General features: G+C 44.9%; 22 protein-coding genes. 2 read left to right on the plus strand and 20 right to left on the minus strand.

What is annotated here, in order from left to right:
• Nucleotides 1–157: 157 nt before the first annotated feature.
• Nucleotides 158–472: a MerR family transcriptional regulator gene (locus ACFQWC_RS15305; protein WP_299743253.1), complete on the minus strand. Its 315-nt coding sequence runs from the start codon at nt 470–472 to the stop codon at nt 158–160.
• Nucleotides 473–654: 182 nt separating this feature from the next.
• Here ACFQWC_RS15305 and ACFQWC_RS15310 point away from each other — a divergent pair, with 182 nt between their 5' ends.
• Nucleotides 655–807 (plus strand): Fur-regulated basic protein FbpA, encoded by a 153-nt coding sequence (locus ACFQWC_RS15310; RefSeq protein WP_299743251.1) that lies wholly within the window; start codon nt 655–657, stop codon nt 805–807.
• 83 nt (nt 808–890) lie between these two features.
• Here ACFQWC_RS15310 and trxB read toward each other — a convergent pair whose 3' ends face one another.
• From trxB to hprK, 15 genes are all read right to left on the minus strand, one after another.
• Entirely contained in the window at nt 891–1,838 is a 948-nt protein-coding gene (gene trxB, locus ACFQWC_RS15315) for a thioredoxin-disulfide reductase (protein WP_299743248.1), read from the minus strand.
• A gap of 150 nt (nt 1,839–1,988) precedes the next feature.
• On the minus strand, nt 1,989–3,500 hold the full coding sequence (locus ACFQWC_RS15320; RefSeq protein WP_299743245.1) for a tetratricopeptide repeat protein: 1,512 nt from the start codon (nt 3,498–3,500) through the stop codon (nt 1,989–1,991).
• Between the two features lie 125 nt (nt 3,501–3,625).
• Entirely contained in the window at nt 3,626–4,255 is a 630-nt protein-coding gene (gene hisIE / locus ACFQWC_RS15325) for a bifunctional phosphoribosyl-AMP cyclohydrolase/phosphoribosyl-ATP diphosphatase HisIE (protein ID WP_341356957.1), read from the minus strand.
• Entirely contained in the window at nt 4,252–5,010 is a 759-nt protein-coding gene (gene hisF, locus ACFQWC_RS15330) for an imidazole glycerol phosphate synthase subunit HisF (protein ID WP_377108308.1), read from the minus strand. The genes hisIE and hisF overlap by 4 nt, the downstream gene beginning before the upstream one ends.
• Complete coding sequence (gene hisA / locus ACFQWC_RS15335) at nt 5,004–5,738, minus strand: 1-(5-phosphoribosyl)-5-[(5-phosphoribosylamino)methylideneamino]imidazole-4-carboxamide isomerase (RefSeq protein ID WP_299743236.1); 735 nt, start codon at nt 5,736–5,738, stop codon at nt 5,004–5,006. The genes hisF and hisA overlap by 7 nt, the downstream gene beginning before the upstream one ends.
• Nucleotides 5,735–6,370 carry an imidazole glycerol phosphate synthase subunit HisH gene (hisH, locus tag ACFQWC_RS15340; protein WP_341356958.1) on the minus strand — a complete coding sequence of 212 codons (636 nt, stop codon included), beginning with the start codon at nt 6,368–6,370 and terminating at the stop codon, nt 5,735–5,737. Before hisH ends, hisA begins: the two co-directional genes overlap by 4 nt.
• A 3-nt stretch (nt 6,371–6,373) precedes the next feature.
• Nucleotides 6,374–6,958 carry an imidazoleglycerol-phosphate dehydratase HisB gene (gene hisB, locus ACFQWC_RS15345; protein WP_299743978.1) on the minus strand — a complete coding sequence of 195 codons (585 nt, stop codon included), beginning with the start codon at nt 6,956–6,958 and terminating at the stop codon, nt 6,374–6,376.
• A 57-nt stretch (nt 6,959–7,015) separates the two neighbouring features.
• Entirely contained in the window at nt 7,016–8,287 is a 1,272-nt protein-coding gene (gene hisD, locus ACFQWC_RS15350; RefSeq protein ID WP_377108311.1) for a histidinol dehydrogenase, read from the minus strand.
• Nucleotides 8,288–8,485: 198 nt separating this feature from the next.
• On the minus strand, nt 8,486–9,109 hold the full coding sequence (gene hisG, locus ACFQWC_RS15355; protein WP_299743228.1) for an ATP phosphoribosyltransferase: 624 nt from the start codon (nt 9,107–9,109) through the stop codon (nt 8,486–8,488).
• On the minus strand, nt 9,106–10,293 hold the full coding sequence (locus ACFQWC_RS15360) for an ATP phosphoribosyltransferase regulatory subunit (RefSeq protein ID WP_341356960.1): 1,188 nt from the start codon (nt 10,291–10,293) through the stop codon (nt 9,106–9,108). Before ACFQWC_RS15360 ends, hisG begins: the two co-directional genes overlap by 4 nt.
• Nucleotides 10,294–10,511: 218 nt before the next feature.
• Nucleotides 10,512–11,051, minus strand: coding sequence for an acyltransferase (locus tag ACFQWC_RS15365; protein ID WP_341356961.1), 540 nt, complete (start codon nt 11,049–11,051; stop codon nt 10,512–10,514).
• Nucleotides 11,048–11,698, minus strand: a complete 651-nt coding sequence (gene ppaX / locus ACFQWC_RS15370) for a pyrophosphatase PpaX (protein ID WP_299743220.1) — start codon at nt 11,696–11,698, stop codon at nt 11,048–11,050. Before ppaX ends, ACFQWC_RS15365 begins: the two co-directional genes overlap by 4 nt.
• Nucleotides 11,670–12,635, minus strand: a complete 966-nt coding sequence (locus ACFQWC_RS15375; RefSeq protein ID WP_299743217.1) for a nucleoside recognition domain-containing protein — start codon at nt 12,633–12,635, stop codon at nt 11,670–11,672. Before ACFQWC_RS15375 ends, ppaX begins: the two co-directional genes overlap by 29 nt.
• A gap of 19 nt (nt 12,636–12,654) precedes the next feature.
• Complete coding sequence (gene lgt, locus ACFQWC_RS15380) at nt 12,655–13,491, minus strand: prolipoprotein diacylglyceryl transferase (RefSeq protein ID WP_299743214.1); 837 nt, start codon at nt 13,489–13,491, stop codon at nt 12,655–12,657.
• 64 nt (nt 13,492–13,555) lie between these two features.
• On the minus strand, nt 13,556–14,491 hold the full coding sequence (gene hprK, locus ACFQWC_RS15385; protein ID WP_299743211.1) for an HPr(Ser) kinase/phosphatase: 936 nt from the start codon (nt 14,489–14,491) through the stop codon (nt 13,556–13,558).
• A gap of 251 nt (nt 14,492–14,742) precedes the next feature.
• On the opposite strand from hprK, the gene ACFQWC_RS15390 reads away from it, so the two are divergent.
• The gene (locus tag ACFQWC_RS15390) at nt 14,743–15,423 is read left to right on the plus strand and encodes an N-acetylmuramoyl-L-alanine amidase (RefSeq protein ID WP_377108315.1); all 681 of its coding nucleotides are present in this window, start codon (nt 14,743–14,745) and stop codon (nt 15,421–15,423) included.
• 127 nt (nt 15,424–15,550) lie between these two features.
• Here ACFQWC_RS15390 and ACFQWC_RS15395 read toward each other — a convergent pair whose 3' ends face one another.
• From ACFQWC_RS15395 to ACFQWC_RS15410, 4 genes are read right to left on the minus strand one after another with little or no spacing between them, the layout of a single operon-like run.
• Entirely contained in the window at nt 15,551–15,907 is a 357-nt protein-coding gene (locus ACFQWC_RS15395; RefSeq protein ID WP_299743207.1) for a phage holin family protein, read from the minus strand.
• On the minus strand, nt 15,907–16,110 hold the full coding sequence (locus tag ACFQWC_RS15400; RefSeq protein ID WP_299743205.1) for a PspC domain-containing protein: 204 nt from the start codon (nt 16,108–16,110) through the stop codon (nt 15,907–15,909). Before ACFQWC_RS15400 ends, ACFQWC_RS15395 begins: the two co-directional genes overlap by 1 nt.
• Nucleotides 16,111–16,131: 21 nt before the next feature.
• Complete coding sequence (locus ACFQWC_RS15405; protein ID WP_377108318.1) at nt 16,132–17,259, minus strand: DUF4097 family beta strand repeat-containing protein; 1,128 nt, start codon at nt 17,257–17,259, stop codon at nt 16,132–16,134.
• A gap of 22 nt (nt 17,260–17,281) precedes the next feature.
• On the minus strand, nt 17,282–17,596 hold the full coding sequence (locus tag ACFQWC_RS15410; RefSeq protein ID WP_113970834.1) for a magnetosome magnetite crystal formation protein family: 315 nt from the start codon (nt 17,594–17,596) through the stop codon (nt 17,282–17,284).
• Between the last annotated feature and the right edge of the window lie 528 nt (nt 17,597–18,124).

The following is an 18,124-nucleotide window of genomic DNA, read 5'->3' on the forward strand; positions in this document are numbered from 1 at the left end:
ACAGCAGTTTTTGGGATTAATCCGGCCGAAATCAGGAAAAATCCAGCCATTTTACTTTTTTTACCACACACAAAGCATCATATACCCTAATACACACTTTGCAGATTCACAAAACCCCGTCAAAAACGAACGATCTCCGCTCCAGAGGTCCGTCCCCTTATTTCTTCTGAACTCCAAACCGCGCATTGAGCTGGCCCCTTATCATTTTCTGCTTTGCTTCTTTTCTCTCTTTTCTGGATAATTCATGTTTGATTTCCTTTGTCGTGACCCCTTCTTCTCGCTGGTCGGCGATATCCATTAATCGTTCTACGTCGGAAAAGGAGTATTTGCGATAGCCTCGATTCGAACGCTGTGGAAAGATCAGATTCTTCTCTTCGTAATAACGGATCTTCCTCTCGGTTAATCCGGTCAATTCACTCACGACACCGATTGATATCACTTTTTTATCCTTATAGGAAGGTTCATTTTCCACGCTCTCCTCATCCTCCTAGGCAGGGAATATCTTGATTATACATGTCCCTCTAACGGATTTGGACTATTATGTTAGAAAACCTCACAAAGAATTCTAAATTGGAAGAAAACTTTACAAACTAGAAGATTTCCACATTCATTCCCTTTACACTATGGATAAGAATCCAAAAGGAGTGAACACGCATGCCATTTTTACGTGAAGCCGTTGAACGAGAGAGGCAGCAATTTATTCGTCGGTTAGTAGAAGCTGGTGTTTACAAGCCATGTGATGAAGGATTGAAGAAGCTGACGTTGTCGGAACTGGTGTATGTTTTTAACAAACATAAGAGGGAATAACTCATGTACTGATCCTACACTCTTACCCTAATAAAACAAAAAAAGCCTTACGAAAAGTCTCTCCTTCTCGTAAGGCTTACTTATTAACCGTTTTTAACTTTTTCTTTTAGCTCTTCGATATAATGCTGAGCCGTTTGAGCGGCGATACTTCCGTCACCCGTTGCGGTAACGATTTGGCGGAGTTGTTTTTCGCGGACATCTCCGGCTGCAAAGATTCCAGGAACCTTTGTTTCCATTTGTTCGTTTGTTTCAATATAACCTTCAGAGTTGATGATTCCAAGGTTAGCGAATGGTTTTGTCAGTGGAAGCATTCCGATGTAGATGAAGACACCATCTGCTTGGAAATCTGTCTCTTTTCCATTTTCTGTAGAAACAAGGGTCACACTGCCTACTTTGCCATCTTTGTCGTTGATTTCTTTCACTGTGTGGTTCCAGATGAAATCAACTTTTTCATTATCAAAGGCACGCTGTTGCAGGATCTTTTGAGCACGAAGCTCATCGCGACGGTGAACGATCGTTACTTTGTTAGCGAATCTTGTCAGGTAAACCCCTTCTTCTACAGCAGAGTCTCCTCCACCTACGACCACAAGGTCTTTTCCTTTAAAGAATGCTCCGTCACATACTGCACAATAAGATACTCCGCGTCCGCCAAGCTCTTTTTCCCCTGGTACGCCAATTTTTTTGTATTCAGCACCCGTCGTGATGATGACGGCACGCGCTTTGAATTCTTTCGAACCGGTTTTGACGATTTTGAAGTCTTCTCCGTCAACGATTTCTTTAATGTCCCCGTATGCGTATTCCGCACCGAATTTCTTCGCATGATCGAACATTTTATTTGAAAGATCTGGTCCCAGAATATGGTCGAAGCCTGGATAGTTCTCCACTTCTTCCGTATTCGCCATTTGTCCACCCGGCACTCCTCTTTCAAGCATAAGCGTTGAAAGACTTGCGCGAGACGTATAAACAGCTGCAGTCATTCCTGCGGGGCCCGCACCTACAATGATTACATCATAAATTTTTTCTTCAGACATAATGACATTCTCCTTCCGAAACAGTCGTAAGCATGTTCTTTATTTAAATACTATGGATCGTAAACGTAATGGTGCTAAACCTTCCACCCATAGTATTAACTTCCTACACCTATCCTATAAAAAATAGGTTCCCATCGTCCAAAAATATGCTCACGGAAGGTAACTTTCCACGACTGCAATGTATTTTGTCAAGGTACTCGCAGATAAATTGAATCGATCACATAGCTGCTTCTTCGTGACCTTTTCATTTCGCAGCCGATTCCATACAAATTCGGTTGCCGCTGCAAAAGCTTTGGCATTCTTGAAAGTTTCCCGTTCTTTTATGCCTCTGTAGGCAATTGTAAACCAAGTAAGAAACAATCCGGACTCCACGCTCGTGATCGGTCGGTGATCCCCATAAAGGTGCAGAGCCACCTGATGCATATTCCGTATCTCCTGATTCACTTTAATCGAGCTGTTTCCGTTGCTGTTTAACACTTGTGCTAAATACACCTTTTCAACAATCGACAGGTCCTCCACATCACAAAAGTCTGCGTGAGTCAGGATGGCTCTCTGATTATCTGAAATAGACGTAAGAAACAGACCGAATAACTTTTCTTCCGTATATTCACTTTGCAGTTTTTTTAAAATCGATGTGACGTGATTTTCAAAGCCCTCTGCCTGCTTTTGATCGTTCCAAGGCTCGAGTCCCTCTTTTTCCGGGTTGATATCAAGTACCCTTTTCCACGCATTACGGGCAGTATCCTCATGACCCGTTTCATAAGCAGAATACGACAACCAATAATAGAAGCTCGCATCGCCCTCGAAGCCAATCTTCTGAAGGGACTTCAACCAATCATACGCCCGCTTCGAATGACCAACAAGCGCAAACGTAGCCCCCAGCTTGTAACGATGCTCATGAAGTAAGGGACGGACCTTCTCAAGACCCTGTATCAATTCGTCCAGTTCGTCATGACGCTTCTGATAGAAATAAAAAACAGCCGTATTGCACAGGGCATGAAGATTTCCAGGATTCTTCTCCAGCACCTCTTCCAACGTAGCAGCTGCTTGATCGACTTCACCTAAATAGAAATAGGCAAGTGCCAGATTATTATAAGCTGACCAGAATTCCGGATAATCTTGAATGACCGCCTGTAAGGTATCCACGGCTTTTTGAAAATGTCCTGATTCAAGAAGGTCTCTTGCTTTCTCCTGTTGGACGATGAGCTCATCATGCTCGTATAAATCGTCCACAATCAGATCGGAATCGAGCTCCAGAAGTTCTAATAAATCTTCTGCATCCTCGACGAATTCACCATATTCTTCTTTGTCAAGATAAGCCGAAACCTGTTCGTACGCCTCTTTAAATAAGCCTAAATGGGCATAATTGTTGGCCAAAAAATAATGACACTCTGACATTCTTGGATCCAGATCATCCAAGATTTGATGCAATAGATCATTGGAGCGCTTGTATTCACCAAGCTCTGTATACACAATCGATAATTGACAGGCAATCATCGGTTCTACTGGTTCTAATTGAAATGCTCTATTTAAATATTTTAATGATTTTTTAAGCTCTCGACGTTGATAAGCCTTCATCCCTTTGTTGTAGTAATACTCGCCAGTCGGGACAAAAGACAACACTTTCGCTTGTTCACTACCTAATTTTGACCCTTTTCTCATCAAAGTCCTCCGAAACGTTCATAGTATAACTACAGTAGTATATCATACAATACCCCCGTACTAAACTACCATATTTTGAGGGACGGACCTTTGCGCGTATGCGCGAAGGTCCGTCCCTCAGTAGGTTATTTATTATGACGTTCCACAAGGACTTCCAACACATCTTGAAGTGGAAGTTTTTGTTCTCTTAATAATACAAGGACGTGGTAGAACAGGTCGGCGACTTCCCATTTCAGTTCTTCACTGTCCCTGTTTTTCGCAGCGATGATCACTTCTGACGCCTCTTCGCCTACTTTTTTAAGGATTTTGTCTACACCTTCTTCAAAGAGATAGGTTGTATATGCTCCCTCTGGTCGGTTGATTTCACGATTTTCAATGAGTTTTTCCAGAGTGAGGAGGATATTTTCTGTTGATGATTTTTCCTCACCGTACACTCCTTCATGGAAGCAGCTCTCTTCCCCTTTATGACAGGCAGGACCTTGTTTATCGACGAGGACAAGGATGGCATCTTTATCACAATCCCACGTGATATTCTTGACCGTTTGGGTGTTCCCGCTCGTTTCACCTTTATGCCACAGCTCCTGGCGTGAACGGGAGTAAAACCACGTTTCTCCTGTCTCAACCGTTTTCTTGAGAGACGTTTCATTCATGTAGGCCAGTGTTAAAACTTCTTTTGTCGAAGCGTCCTGGATGATGGCAGGTACCAATCCTTTATCATCGTACTTCACGGATGCGATCCAACTGTCATTTGTCATCGTACATGCACCTCCTGCTCTCTTAAGTAGCTCTTTACTTCTTCAACGCTCGTTTCTTTATAGTGGAAGATGGAGGCTGCAAGGGCCGCATCGGCTTTGCCCTCGGTGAATACTTCTTTGAAGTGCCTGGCATTTCCTGCTCCGCCTGAAGCAATCACCGGAATCGAAACCGCTTCGCTGACTGCCTTCGTCAGGGCCAGATTGAACCCCTGCTTCTCTCCATCGCTATCCATGCTCGTTAACAAGATCTCTCCCGCACCGAGTGATTCTACTTCCTTCGCCCATTCCACGGCATCCAGGTCTTTCAGCTTTCTGCCTCCATGGGTATAAACTTTCCAACCTTTGCTCTCTTCATCAAGTTTGGCATCGATGGCCACTACGATACATTGAGATCCGAAATAATCCGCTCCTTCACGGACAAGCTCAGGCCGCAGTACGGCAGCTGTATTAAGGGATACCTTGTCTGCCCCTGCACGCAGGATGGCTTTCATATCTTCAACTGAGTTAATCCCTCCACCTACTGTAAAAGGGATCGCCAATTCCGCAGCGACATGCTGAACGACTTCCACCATCGTTTTCCGTCCTTCATGTGAGGCTGAAATATCCAGGAAGACAAGTTCATCGGCACCTTGCTCATCGTACACTTTAGCAAGTTCAACGGGGTCTCCTGCATCTCGCAGCTCCACGAACTGAATGCCTTTTACCACTCTTCCATCCTTCACGTCCAGACACGGAACAATCCGTTTCGTTAACATGTTTTCACCTCATTTATGGCCTCTCTCACCGTGAACTTTCCTGTATATAGTGATTTTCCACAAATCGCACCGGAGACACCTTGGTTTTCGTATTGCTTTAAAGTCTTCAGATCTTCAAGTGAGCTAATGCCTCCAGACGCAATCACTGATTTCCCCGTTTGTTTGGCAAGATCGACAACCGCTTCAACATTGGGACCAGATAGCATTCCGTCTGTGGCAATATCGGTGAAGATGAATGTTTCTGCACCAGCTTCAGCCAGTTCTTTTCCAAGGTCCACCGCTGTAAGGGAGGAAGTTTCCAACCAGCCATGAGTTGCCACATAGCCATCCTTTGCATCGAGTCCGATGGCAATCTTATCACCATATTCCGACAGCCATTCCTTCACTAATTCTGTGTTGGAAACGGCGATACTTCCAATGATCACACGATCCACACCTCGGCTTAAATAGTGCGCGATGTCCTCTTTCGACCGGATACCTCCGCCAATCTGAACCTTGGCATCCAGCTTTTCTGCAACGGCGATCACGAATTCATCATTGATCCGGGAGCCTTCCTTTGCCCCATCAAGATCCACCATGTGAATCCACTCGGCCCCTTCATCGGCGAATTTCTTCGCCATATCGAACGGAGAGTCTCCATAAATCGTTTCTTGATTATAGTCACCTTGAACGAGACGAACGCATTTTCCGCCACGCATATCGATCGCTGGATAAATCGTAAAACTCATGAGACCGCCTCCTTCACCCGTTTTGTAAAGTTTTCTAACAGCTTCATTCCAAGCTCACCGCTTTTTTCAGGGTGAAACTGCATTCCGAATATATTTTCCCGGCTCACGACTGCAGGGATTTCAACTCCCGCATAGTCAGCACTTGCCACTATCACGTCTTTGGATCCTTCGTGCACATAATAGGAATGAACGAAGTACACATAGCCTTCTGATAACCCATCTAAAAGGGGGGATTTTTTTTGGTAACGCAGAAGATTCCATCCCATGTGAGGGACTTTGAATGCGTTTCCTTGACTGTCCTTTTTCGGGATGTGAAGCACTTCTCCCGGAAGAAGAGCCAATCCTTTTGTTGCTCCATTCTCCTTGCTTTCTTCAAACAGTAGCTGCATACCCAAACAAATGCCTAAGAGCGGCTTCCCGCTTTGGGCAAAAGTGAGGATAGTGTCTCTTAAGTGAGTGGTTTCAAGAAGATTCATAGCATCTTTAAATGCTCCGACTCCCGGTAAAATCAACCCATCTGCGTTCAGTAACTCCTCTTGTTGATCACTGATAAAATAAGGAACGTTCAACCGTTCGAGTGCTTTACTGACGCTGAACAGATTCCCCATCCCATAATCTACAATGCCGATCATGAATTATAACATTCCCTTCGTAGACGGAACTCCTTTTACCCGGGGATCGATCGTGGTTGCTTCATCCAGGGCACGTCCCAGTGCTTTAAAGATCGCTTCGATGATATGGTGTGTATTGTGACCATAATGAACGATGACATGAAGATTCATTCGCGCCTCAAGGGCAAGCTTCCAAAGGAATTCATGTACAAGCTCTGTATCGAAAGTCCCGACTTTCTGACTTGGAAGTTCTGCACGGAACTCAAGGTGCGGACGATTACTCAGGTCCACTACGACTTGGGCAAGGGCTTCATCCATCGGAACCATTGCTGAGCCGTAGCGCTTAATCCCTTTTTTATCTCCCAGCGATTCCAGTAATGCCTGTCCTAAGCAAATGCCGATATCTTCTGTCGTGTGATGGTCATCCACTTCAATATCACCGTTTGCCTCGATCACACAATCGAATTGCCCGTGCTTCGTAAATAAGTCCAGCATATGACTCATAAACGGGACGCCCGTCTTAATCTCCGAATTCCCCTCTCCATCGATCCCAAAATTCAAGCGAATATCGGTCTCATTCGTCTTTCGAACAATCTCTGCACTTCTCACCATGATGTCCTCCTTTTTGGAGGGACGGACCTCTGTGAGGTCCGTCCCTCTTCCCTATTATTCTTTATCGAATCGAATCTCAACTGCTCTTGCATGGGCTTCCAGTCCCTCTAAGCGGGCAAGCTTCGCGATTTTTTGATGATTTTGTCGCAGTGCTGTTTCACTATATGAAATGACACTTGTCTTTTTCATGAATTCGTCTACATTCAACGGACTTGAAAAACGCGCTGTCCCATTGGTCGGGAGAACGTGATTCGGTCCTGCAAAATAGTCCCCGACAGGCTCGGAGCTGTAGCGGCCGAGAAAGATCGCTCCGGCATGACGGATTTTGGCCATCGTTTCAATTGGCTTCTCTGTCAGTATTTCCAAATGCTCTGCAGCGAGCTTGTTCACAACATCTATTCCTTCCTCTATGTCTCTCGTCACATAGATCGCTCCGTAATCGGTGATGGATTGACGGGCGATCTCTTCACGTGGCAGGGAAGTCAGTTGTTGTTCAACCTGTGAGGACACCGCCTCAGCAAGTGTCTCCGAATTCGTCACAAGAACGGCAGATGCAAAAACGTCATGCTCCGCTTGGGAAAGAAGGTCAGCGGCAATTTCATCAGGGCGTTGATGTTCATCGGCCAAAATCACGATTTCACTCGGGCCGGCGATCATATCAATATCCACATCGCCAAACACTTCTCGTTTTGCCAGGGCTACATAGATGTTCCCTGGACCTGTTATTTTATCTACAGAGGTGATGGATTCAGTCCCATACGCCAGTGCGGCTACGGCTTGAGCACCGCCAACTTTAAAGATGTCTTCCACACCGGCAATTTTAGCTGCGACCAATACGCCGGGAGATAGCTTCCCATCCTTACCCGGTGGCGAAACCATCGTGATTCGTTTGACTCCCGCTACTTTAGCCGGCAGTACATTCATCAGGACTGACGACGGGTAGGCAGCCGTCCCACCCGGTACGTACACGCCGACTGAATCAAGCGGTGTCAGCTTTTGACCAAGCATGGTTCCATCGTCCTTGGTTGTAAACCAAGAGGATCTTTTTTGCTGTGCGTGAAAGTCACGAATGTTATCCGCGGCTTCTTCAATGATCGAGACCATTTCAGAATCCAGAGAAGCAAAGGCTTCCTCGATTTCACTCTGTGTAACCTTGTAGTTCTTTAATTGAACCCCATCAAATTTCTCCGTATACTCACGGACTGCCTGATCTCCATTCTCTTGCACAGAAGAAATAATCCCCTGAACTGCTCTTCGCTGTTCCTCCGTACCACTATCGATCGAGCGCTTAATCGACGCCCCGCTAATATCCTTAATAATCTTCATACCATTTCACCAGCCTTCGACGGGGACGGACCTGCTCACCACAGCAGATGCCGTATTCCCTATGTAATCTATATTTGGAGGGACGGACCTTGACGTGAATGAACAAGGTTCCGAACCTCGGAGTCTCTTTATACGTGTTGTAATCGCTTTATTAACGGGCTCCAGGCAAGGTCCGTCCCTCTTACCCACTCTTACCCATTAACCGATGATGCGTGTCAGCCGGGTGACGAGGTCTTCGATTTTTTCGTCTTTCATACGGTAGCTGACGGGATTGACGATGAGTCGCGAGGTGATGTCGACGATGGTTTCGTATTCCACCAGTCCATTTTCCTTCAGGGTTCTTCCCGTCGAGACGATATCGACGATGCGATCAGCGAGGCCGATCAAAGGAGCGAGCTCAATGGAACCGTTGAGTTTAATGATTTCCACTTGCTCTCCCTGCTCCCGGAAATAGGAAGATGCGACATTCGGATATTTTGTGGCGATTTTCGGTGCCACATCACTCATCTTTGTATTCGGGAGTCCTGCTACCGCCAGATAACAGCCGCTGATCCGTAAGTCCAACAGCTCGTATACGTCCCGTTCTTCTTCGAGCATAACGTCCTTCCCGGCAATCCCTAAATCAGCGACTCCATGCTCTACATATGTCGGAACATCCATCGGCTTCGCCAGGATGAACCGTAAATCTTCCTGGGGAACTTCGATAATCAGCTTTCTCGAATCATCGAATTCAGGCGGCAGATTGTAATCTGCCTTCCTTAATAGTTCTACTGCTTCTTCAAATATCCTGCCTTTAGGCATGGCAATGGTTAATGAACTCATGATGTTTCACCGCCTTTCGGGTCCTGCCCCACAACGAAGTGTACATTGCTGAAGCCCTTCGTAAACTCATCCACGTCTCCTACGCCCTTCCAGTTCTGAAGAACAACCTCGATTCCTTCACTTCTCAGCTCATGAGCCAAACGGATCGCTTCTTTCCTGCGTTCATCACTGAATAGCACACATTGCTGAAGGGTTGAGGATAACTGAACCTGCATAGCTTCCAGCACATAATCAAGACGCAGCCCAAATCCTGTCGCACCTGAATTTTTCCCGAACTTTTCAAGCAGTTTATTGTAGCGGCCCCCATTTCCGATCGCAAACCCTACATTTTCTCCGTACACTTCAAATAATATCCCGGAATAATAACTCATGTGGCTCACCAGACTCAAGTCGAACTTCACATATTGCTCCACTTCATAATCTTTTAAAATACTCCATAGGTCTTTTAGCTGTTTGAGAGCGTTAAGCCCTTTTTCCCCCTCTAAAAGGGAATGCGCTTCTCCTATCACATTTTCAGATCCACGCAATTGAAGAAAACGGAATAGTCGCTGCTTATCGATGGACGAAAGCGCGAGCTCATTGACATGCTGGCGATATCCAACATAATTTTTCTCATATAAGTATCTTCTTAACGTATTCGCACGCTCTTCTGTCCCAACGATCTGAGTGAACAGCTCTTGAACAAATCCAATATGCCCGATTGAAATTTTGAAGTTTTCCAATCCAGCTTCTTTTAGGACCGATACCATTAACGCAATCACTTCAGCGTCGGCGCTGACTGAGTCGTCGCCGATGCATTCGATTCCGACCTGCTCAAACTCGGCCGGACGTCCGCCTTCCCGCTGTTGTGCTCTAAATACTGAATTTGAGTAGGCCAGTCGCAGCGGTGCCTCATCTTTCAACAATTTTGATGCGGCAATCCGGGCGATCGGCGCTGTCATATCAGGTCTTAACACGAGGGTATGCCCCTGCTGATCCAGGAGTTTGAATAGCTGTTGATCCAAGATGGCAGATGCCTCACCAACCGTTTCATAATATTCAAGGCTTGGAGTTTCAATAAATTTGTAACCCCAGAGCTTCATCGCTTGTTCCATTTTATTCTTCGTCTGATCTTTGATTTCGTATAAATCAGGAAATGTATCTCTCATTCCCAATGGCTTCTCGAACATAAATAACTTAGTCATAAGAACCACCTTTGGCGTATTAATTCATCTATTTTCCCCCGATTTGGGGATTGCTACTAATTGTAGATTATTCAGAAATCCTTTAGTTCGCTAATGTGCTAATAAAATAAAGTTATTTGTAGTGTAGCGCTTCTTTTTTTATTCGTCAACCGTTTGATTTGTGGATTTTTCAAAAAAAAAAGGCAAAAATAGAACTCAGTCTATCTTTGCCTTTTCCCTTATTCTTCTCTTTTCAATCCGTAGATGGCATCTTCTCGCCAGCGTTCGGCAAGTTCGTCTTTGGTATAGATGATCCTCATGGGATTTCCACCGACGAATGCGCCTGCCGGGACATCTTTATGTACTAGAGTTCCTGCCGATACGATGGCTCCGTCGCCAATCTGAACACCCGGTAATATCGTGGTGTTGGCCCCGATCATCACTTCCGATCCGATTTCCACATCACCTAATCGGTATTCCTTGATCAGGTATTCGTGGGCGAGGATCGTCGTATTGTACCCGATGACCGTATTACGCCCGACCGATATTTTCTCCGGAAACATCACGTCAAGCATCACCATGAGGGCAAATGACGTATGTTCACCGATCTTCATCCTCAAAAACGTCTTATACAACCAGTTTTTCATCCCCAAAAAGGGTGTGTACCTTGCCAGTTGAATCACGATGAAATTTTTGACGACCTTCCCGAAAGGAACGGTTTTGTAAACATGCCAGAGAGAATTTGCTCCTTCTACAGGGTAGCGGGTCGTTCGTCTCATGCAGTAGGAACTCCAACAATCGGTAATAAGTCTTTCATATTATCCAGCATGAAGTCCGGTTCGTAGTGAGCCAGATGCTCTCTTCCCTTTGCACTCCACGCGACACCTGCCGAAAGCACTCCTGCATTTTTCCCGGCTAAAATGTCGTGGTGATTGTCCCCGATCATGATTGCTTCTTCAGGCGAGGACCCCAATGTCACGAGAGCTTTCTCAATCGGTTCAGGATGAGGCTTCGCGTTCTCTACTTCGTCCAGGGTGATGATGACTTCAAAGAAGGGACGAAGATTCATAAGGTCCAGCCCTTTTAAAACAACATCACGGACTTTCGTTGAGACAATCGCTAATTTATATCCATTTTCATAGAGGGCTTGAACGGTTTCATACACCCCTTCAAACTCAGTCACTAGTGCGTCATGATGCTCATGATTATAAGCACGGTAGTGGGCACACATCTCTTCCACACGATCGGGATCCAACCCTCCAAATGATTCTTCCAATGGTGGCCCCATAAAAGGATGAACGTCCTTTTCCCCGTACTGTCCTGGATAATAATGATTCAATGTGTGCAAAAAGGAAGAAATAATTAAATCATTGGTATTGATCAATGTTCCGTCTAGGTCAAATAATATTGTTGTAATCCTGCTCATAATGTCTCTCCTTTTCTTTCTTTGCATCTACCCTGTTCCAAATGTAGGAAACCGCCATCGTTAACAAAATCGCAGTGACCAGCCTGATGATCAGAAGGGGCAGGACAGGGATCCCGAGTGGGATAAAGATTAACGTATCCTCCACCACTGCGTGACATGAGACTAAAAAGATGAAGGCAATCGTGACATCCTTCTTACTCACGCCATCTTCTTTTACTGCCTGAATCATGACTCCTGCTCCATATGCCAGCCCGATGACGAGTCCCGCTACCATCGTGGATGAAGTATTTGCATTCATGCCAAGTGCCCGGGTGGCAGGGGACATCCAGCGTGAAAAAACATCCATCCATTTCAAATCTTTCATCACTTGAATAATCATCATAAGAGGAATGACGATAAGAGCTAATTGCAGGACACCAAACCCTGCTTTCTCAATTCCCAGGAGAATGATTTCTCCCCATCCATCCGGCTCGGCTTGCTGAGGAGGCATCATTCCGTACTTGGCGATATCAGTTCCACCTTTCCAAACAAGGTTGATCACAACAGCAGACAGCAGAGCCAATCCGATCCTTACCGCCACAATCAGCCAGATCTTCACGCCCACTTTTGCAGCTACCGTTGATTCAATGAACAAATTATGAGAGAAGGAGAGCATCACCGCAATGATGAATACTTCTTTTACCGTTAAATCAAGGGATAGGATTCCCCCGATACCTGCATACAAGTTAAGGAAATTCCCTAATACAAGAGGAATGGCCGCATCACCTGAAAGACCGAGGAGCTTCATAAAAGGAGAGATTTTCTCCATGACCCACGGAAGGACAGGCGTGTATTGAAGCAAAAACACAATCAGCGTGATTGGAAAGATGACCTTCCCTAATGACCAAGTGGTTTTCAATCCTACGAGGCCGCCATTTTTCAATGATGACATCCACATTCTCCCTACTCCCCTTTTGTTAAGCGTTTACGCTATCCGTTTTCTCATCGTATGCCTTTTTCGCAAGGCCTGCTTTTCTTCTGTAAAAGAACAATACAAGAGATCCAATAATAAGAACAATGGATATCACTTGAGCAAAGCGTAAAGGTCCCAGCATCAGACTATCCGTTCTCAATCCCTCGACAAAGAATCGCCCGATGGAGTACCAAACCACATACGTAAGGAAAAGTTCCCCACGACGGAGGCTGCTTGCTTTCCTTCTCATGACAAGAAGTAGGATCAGGCCTGCGAAACTCCAAAGAGACTCATATAAGAATGTAGGATGATAATATGCTCCATTAATGTACATTTGATTGATAATGAAATCAGGCAGCATCAGGTTTTCAAGAAACGCACGGGACACTTCTCCACCATGAGCCTCCTGGTTAACAAAATTGCCCCAGCGTCCGATTGCCTGACCTAAAATAATACTCGGTGCCGCAATATCAACAAGCTTCCAGAATGGCAGCCCCTTTATTTTGGCAAAAACAATGGTGGTAAGAACCGATCCGATCAATGCGCCATGAATGGCGATTCCACCATTCCACACTTTAATGATATCCCCGGGGTGATCGGCATAATAATCATTCCATTCAAAGATGACATAATAAGCACGTGCACAAATGATAGCGATAGGAATTGCCCAAACGAGCAAATCGATGAATGTATCGGGATGAAGACCCAATCTTTTGCTCTCACGAATGACTAAATAGAGTCCTAATGCGATCCCAAGCCCGATAATGACACCGTACCAGTGTACTTGGATCGGCCCAAGAGAAATGGCAATGGGATCGATTGGCGTAATGTTCTCGTTCATTTTGTCTCTCCTTTATTAATTAGATAGCATGTGATGGATAACATCTTTACGTTTTATGTAAGGATCAGATATCTTCATTCTCTCCATCTTCAATCACATCAGACAGACGGCTTGTAAATTGCTCTGCTGCATTTACACCCATACGTTTCAGACGGAAGTTCATGGCAGCGACTTCAATGATAACCGCAAGATTTCGTCCAGGACGAACAGGTACGGTTAGTTTGGTAATATCTGTATCGATGATTCTCATTTTTTCTTCATCCAGACCAAGTCGGTCGTACTGCTTCGCTTTATCCCATAGCTCGAGATTAATACAAAGTGTGATGCGCTTATAATTGCGCACAGCTCCTGCTCCGAATAACGTCATCACATTGATGATGCCCAAGCCGCGGATTTCCAACAGATGTTCAATTAACTCAGGAGAGCTGCCGATTAACGTATCCATGTCTTCTTGACGGATTTCTACGCAATCATCTGCTACAAGCCGGTGTCCTCTCTTCACAAGTTCCAGAGCTGTTTCACTTTTACCAACACCGCTTTTTCCGGTGATCAATACTCCGACTCCATAGATATCCACCAATACACCATGGATGGCCGTTGTAGGAGCAAGCTTACTTTCCAAATAATTTGTGAGCCTCGAAGAGAATCGTGTTGTTTTCATTGAAGAACGCATGACAGGAACATCATATCGATTCGATGCCTCCACTAGCTCAGGCGGGATTTCCAGGTCTCTGGAGATGATGATACCAGGCGTGATATCTGTACAAAGAGCTTCCATTCGGCGCTTACGTTCTGTATCATCCAGCAAATCCAGGAAAGATAACTCGGTTTTTCCCAATAATTGGATACGCTCTGCGGGATAGTAGTTGAAATAACCGGCCATCTCTAATCCCGGACGGGAAATATCACTTGTTGTGATCGGTCTATGTAAACCTTCTTCTCCACCGACAAGCTCTAATTTAAACTTATCGACGATATCTTTAGTGCGAACTTTTGCCACTAATAGCTCCTCCTTCACGTTACACTCGCCTCATATTTATAAACGTTTCGTACTCTAACCTATTTTAGCAATTATAGAGAAAAGCGCAAGGCAGCTTACTTGTGACAAGGGGAAGGATGCGTATTTCCTCTTCTCGGTTCAGCTATATGCCTGCTCCTTCCTGAAATTTGAAGGTCCGTCCCTTTTCAGCGGTACCCTTGAAACGACTTTTTACATATATGAGAGGTGAGAAGTTCGTTTAAGGGAGGATGATGAGGTTGAAGATTATGTTGGATGTCGGGCATGGTTATGAGACTCCGGGGAAGAGGACACCGGATGGAATGAGAGAGTATGAATTTAACAGGGATGTCGCAGCATTTTGCAGAAATGAGTTGGCAAAATATGATGTGGAAGTTTACTATTCTCACTCAGATTCAAAGGATATCCCCTTACAATTGAGAACGGATCGAGCAAACAACCTAAAGGTGGATGTATTTGTATCGATTCACGCAAATGCGTTTGGTTCAGGAGGCTGGAACGATGCATCGGGCATTGAAACGTATGCCTACATTACACAGCCTTCCAAAAGTACTGCCTTGGCAAGAGAGATTCAATCTCACTTGGTCGCCTCTACCCAAAGACGGGATCGCGGTGTAAAGTTTGCCAACTTTCATGTACTAAGGGAAACGGACATGCCCTCTGTTTTAATTGAATGCGGGTTTATGACAAACCGTGAAGAAGCAGCCCTGTTAAGAACCAGAACCTACCGTCAAATATGTGGAAAAGCCATCGCCAAAGCCCTTGTTGCCTTCTACCAATTGAAGTCTAAAGAGCACACCTCCCTTTACAAAGTTCAGTTAGGAGCATTTTCAAACGAAGAAAATGCCCTTCAACTGGCAAACCATCTAAAAAAAGCAGGATTCGCTCCTTATATTTATATAGAATCAAAGTAACAGAACGGTGACCTGTGCTACGCACCATTAAGTGCTTCGATGACATACGTAAAGTGTTTGTGAGCTTGCTTTTGTTCATTACGAAAAAAGACCCTGTCTCATGGCCCGAGACAGGGTCTTTTCTTTATTACTTCTCTTTCATAGGTTCAAGGACCGTTTTTTGAATCACCAGATTGGCAAGAGACAAAATGATCGATGCCAGAAAAGCCATGCCAAAGCCGGATATCTCAAAGCTGCTTCCCATCAAACCATCTGTCAGGAGTAACGTGATGGCATTAATGACGAAGAGAAACAGTCCCAGTGACAAAATCGTAACCGGCAAAGTCAGGATGATCAAAATGGGCTTCACAAGAACATTCAGGATCGACAGGATAAAGCTCGCTCCTATAGCAGCGCCTATGCCGGACACTTCGAACCCCTCGAAAAAACCTGCTAATGCAATAAAGATTACTGCATTGATTAAAATTCCTATAATCCATCTCATTATCTGATGGCTTCCTCCTCATGTGGCAGCACGAAGGCTAATAAAGCGTATACGACGACCAGAGGAAAGAATCCCGTCGGAATGAGAAGGATGATGAAAATCACCCTTAGAATCGTAGCATCGATTCCCACATAACGGGACAATCCCCCAATCACCCCAGAAAGCTTTCTGTTTGACCTTGATCGTGCTAATTGTTTTTTCATCTTTATTCCTTCTTTCTCATCTTATGCGTTGTCCTTATTAACATTCTTCTGTTCATGCTTTTTTATGAGGACAGATCCTGCTTTTGTTTCTGCAAAAAGATGAAGCTTATCTAACGAGTTGGTTCTGCGACTGAAACGAATCGACTTTTGGACCACTTCGTTTTTTTCTTCTAGTACATCAATACCCTGCAACTCAAGCTTAAAACTACCGAAGTTTGATTTTGCCTCCCCGGAAATGTTGATGTTCTCAGGTACGAGTAAATCGATGTTACCCGTTACCGTCTTTGCGTGGAGTGTATCCGCTTTTTCCCCCGTTAAGGCACAAACGATGTTTCCATTGAGGGACTGCACATCTGAATAAGAGATATCTCCTTCAACATGCACCTTGCCGTTAATGGATTCCGCTTCAATATGGTCTGCTTTCGCATTCATGATGGAAATCGCACCATTGGAGGTTTCGACCTCGGCTTTCTTCGTCGTCAGATGGTCGATATGAATCTTCCCATTCGCCGCCTTGGCACGAAGATCCTGGACCTCTAAATTCTCGGCTTTTAAACCTCCATTGAATAAACGGACAGAAACCCTCTTATATTGATGCTTTGGAATGTATAGCTTAGAATCCACTTTCATCCACTTTAATTGCGTCGAGTAATACAGCGTATCCCCGTCGACGGCAAAGGATGTATTCTCCATGAACTGCTTTCTCGCCTCTTCGTGATTTTCCGTACGATAAACCTTGGCCTCGCATTCCACACGGACTTCCTCACCGTCCCACGGAATAAGCTCAACCTTCCCATTGGCCACATCTATATCAATTTTCTCAAAATGAGTATTGGGCTGCTGGTAAACATGAGATAATTCAACCGATTGATTCCATTGAAAGTCGAAGTCGAAATTCTTGATTTTGTTTAACGCCGAATTCATGAAATCAAGGAGCTTATCTTTCGGATTCCCCGAATGGGACGAGTGATCTTTTTCACCCTTTTTCTCATCTTGAAAGATGGATACAAACTCATCAAGGAAATCCTTCTCTTTTGCCTTAGATGTATTCGGCTTTTGATCAAGTGCTTCCAATAACGCCACTGCTTCCTGTGCCGAAATCGTCCCATTTTCCAACATATCCAAAATGCGTTTCCGTTCTTCATTCATATTCTTTCATCCCCTTTATTGATTATAAAAGTACTTTGATGCCCTTATACACGTTCCAAATGACTACGACAACACTAAGTAATATGGCTAAACCGATCATGATGACGGTGAATATCGGCAATCCCGCACCACTGGCGAAAACCCCCATATCCAAAAACAAGCCTGCAATGACAAGGGGAACCGCAACGACCGGTAATAAGTGAGATAAAAAGGCTGCTTTTGCGTCCTTTTTCACATAAGGATTATCTGATACAAAATAAACGATCAGCGGAAAAAGGAAGCCTGCAAAAAATATACTGAAATAGCACAGGGCGGATAATACCTTATTGGTCTCCATCTTCATCATCTCCTCTACTACTATTTACGATACGTGAAGCAAAAGGTTTCAATGCATTTGTTTGTAATCTTATTTTCACATAGTGGGAATGTTCTTCACTCCAACTTGAGGCTGATTTTAGGTAGGTATGGAGGTGTGGTTTGGGTTGGTGGATGGAGATGGTAATGGTGTAGTGTTTTAGTTAAAAAGAGGCTGGGACAAAACTAAAAAACCACGATATAAAATGAACAATAGAGGTGGAGGTTCTTTATACCGCTAATGATTTCCGTGCAAGACTACGCTTTCCGCGGGTAGCCCGTGAGCCTCCTCGGCAAGCCTGCGGGAAGAAAAGCGGAGGGGCTTTGTTCAGAGGCGGGTGGCATAAGGCGAAGCGGCCACGAAGGCGTTCTTTGCCTTCTTGGACGATTTGACTTATGACATGTGCCTCTAAGCCCCGGAGCTGGACGGGTCTCACATAAGCTACTTTTCCCGCAGGAGTCTTCGTCTTGCACTCCAATCAACCGCTGGAAACAGCTAAAATCAAATGTA

It is taken from the genome of Rossellomorea sp. GCM10028870, from assembly GCF_042666755.1.
GTDB lineage: Bacteria > Bacillota > Bacilli > Bacillales > Bacillaceae_B > Rossellomorea.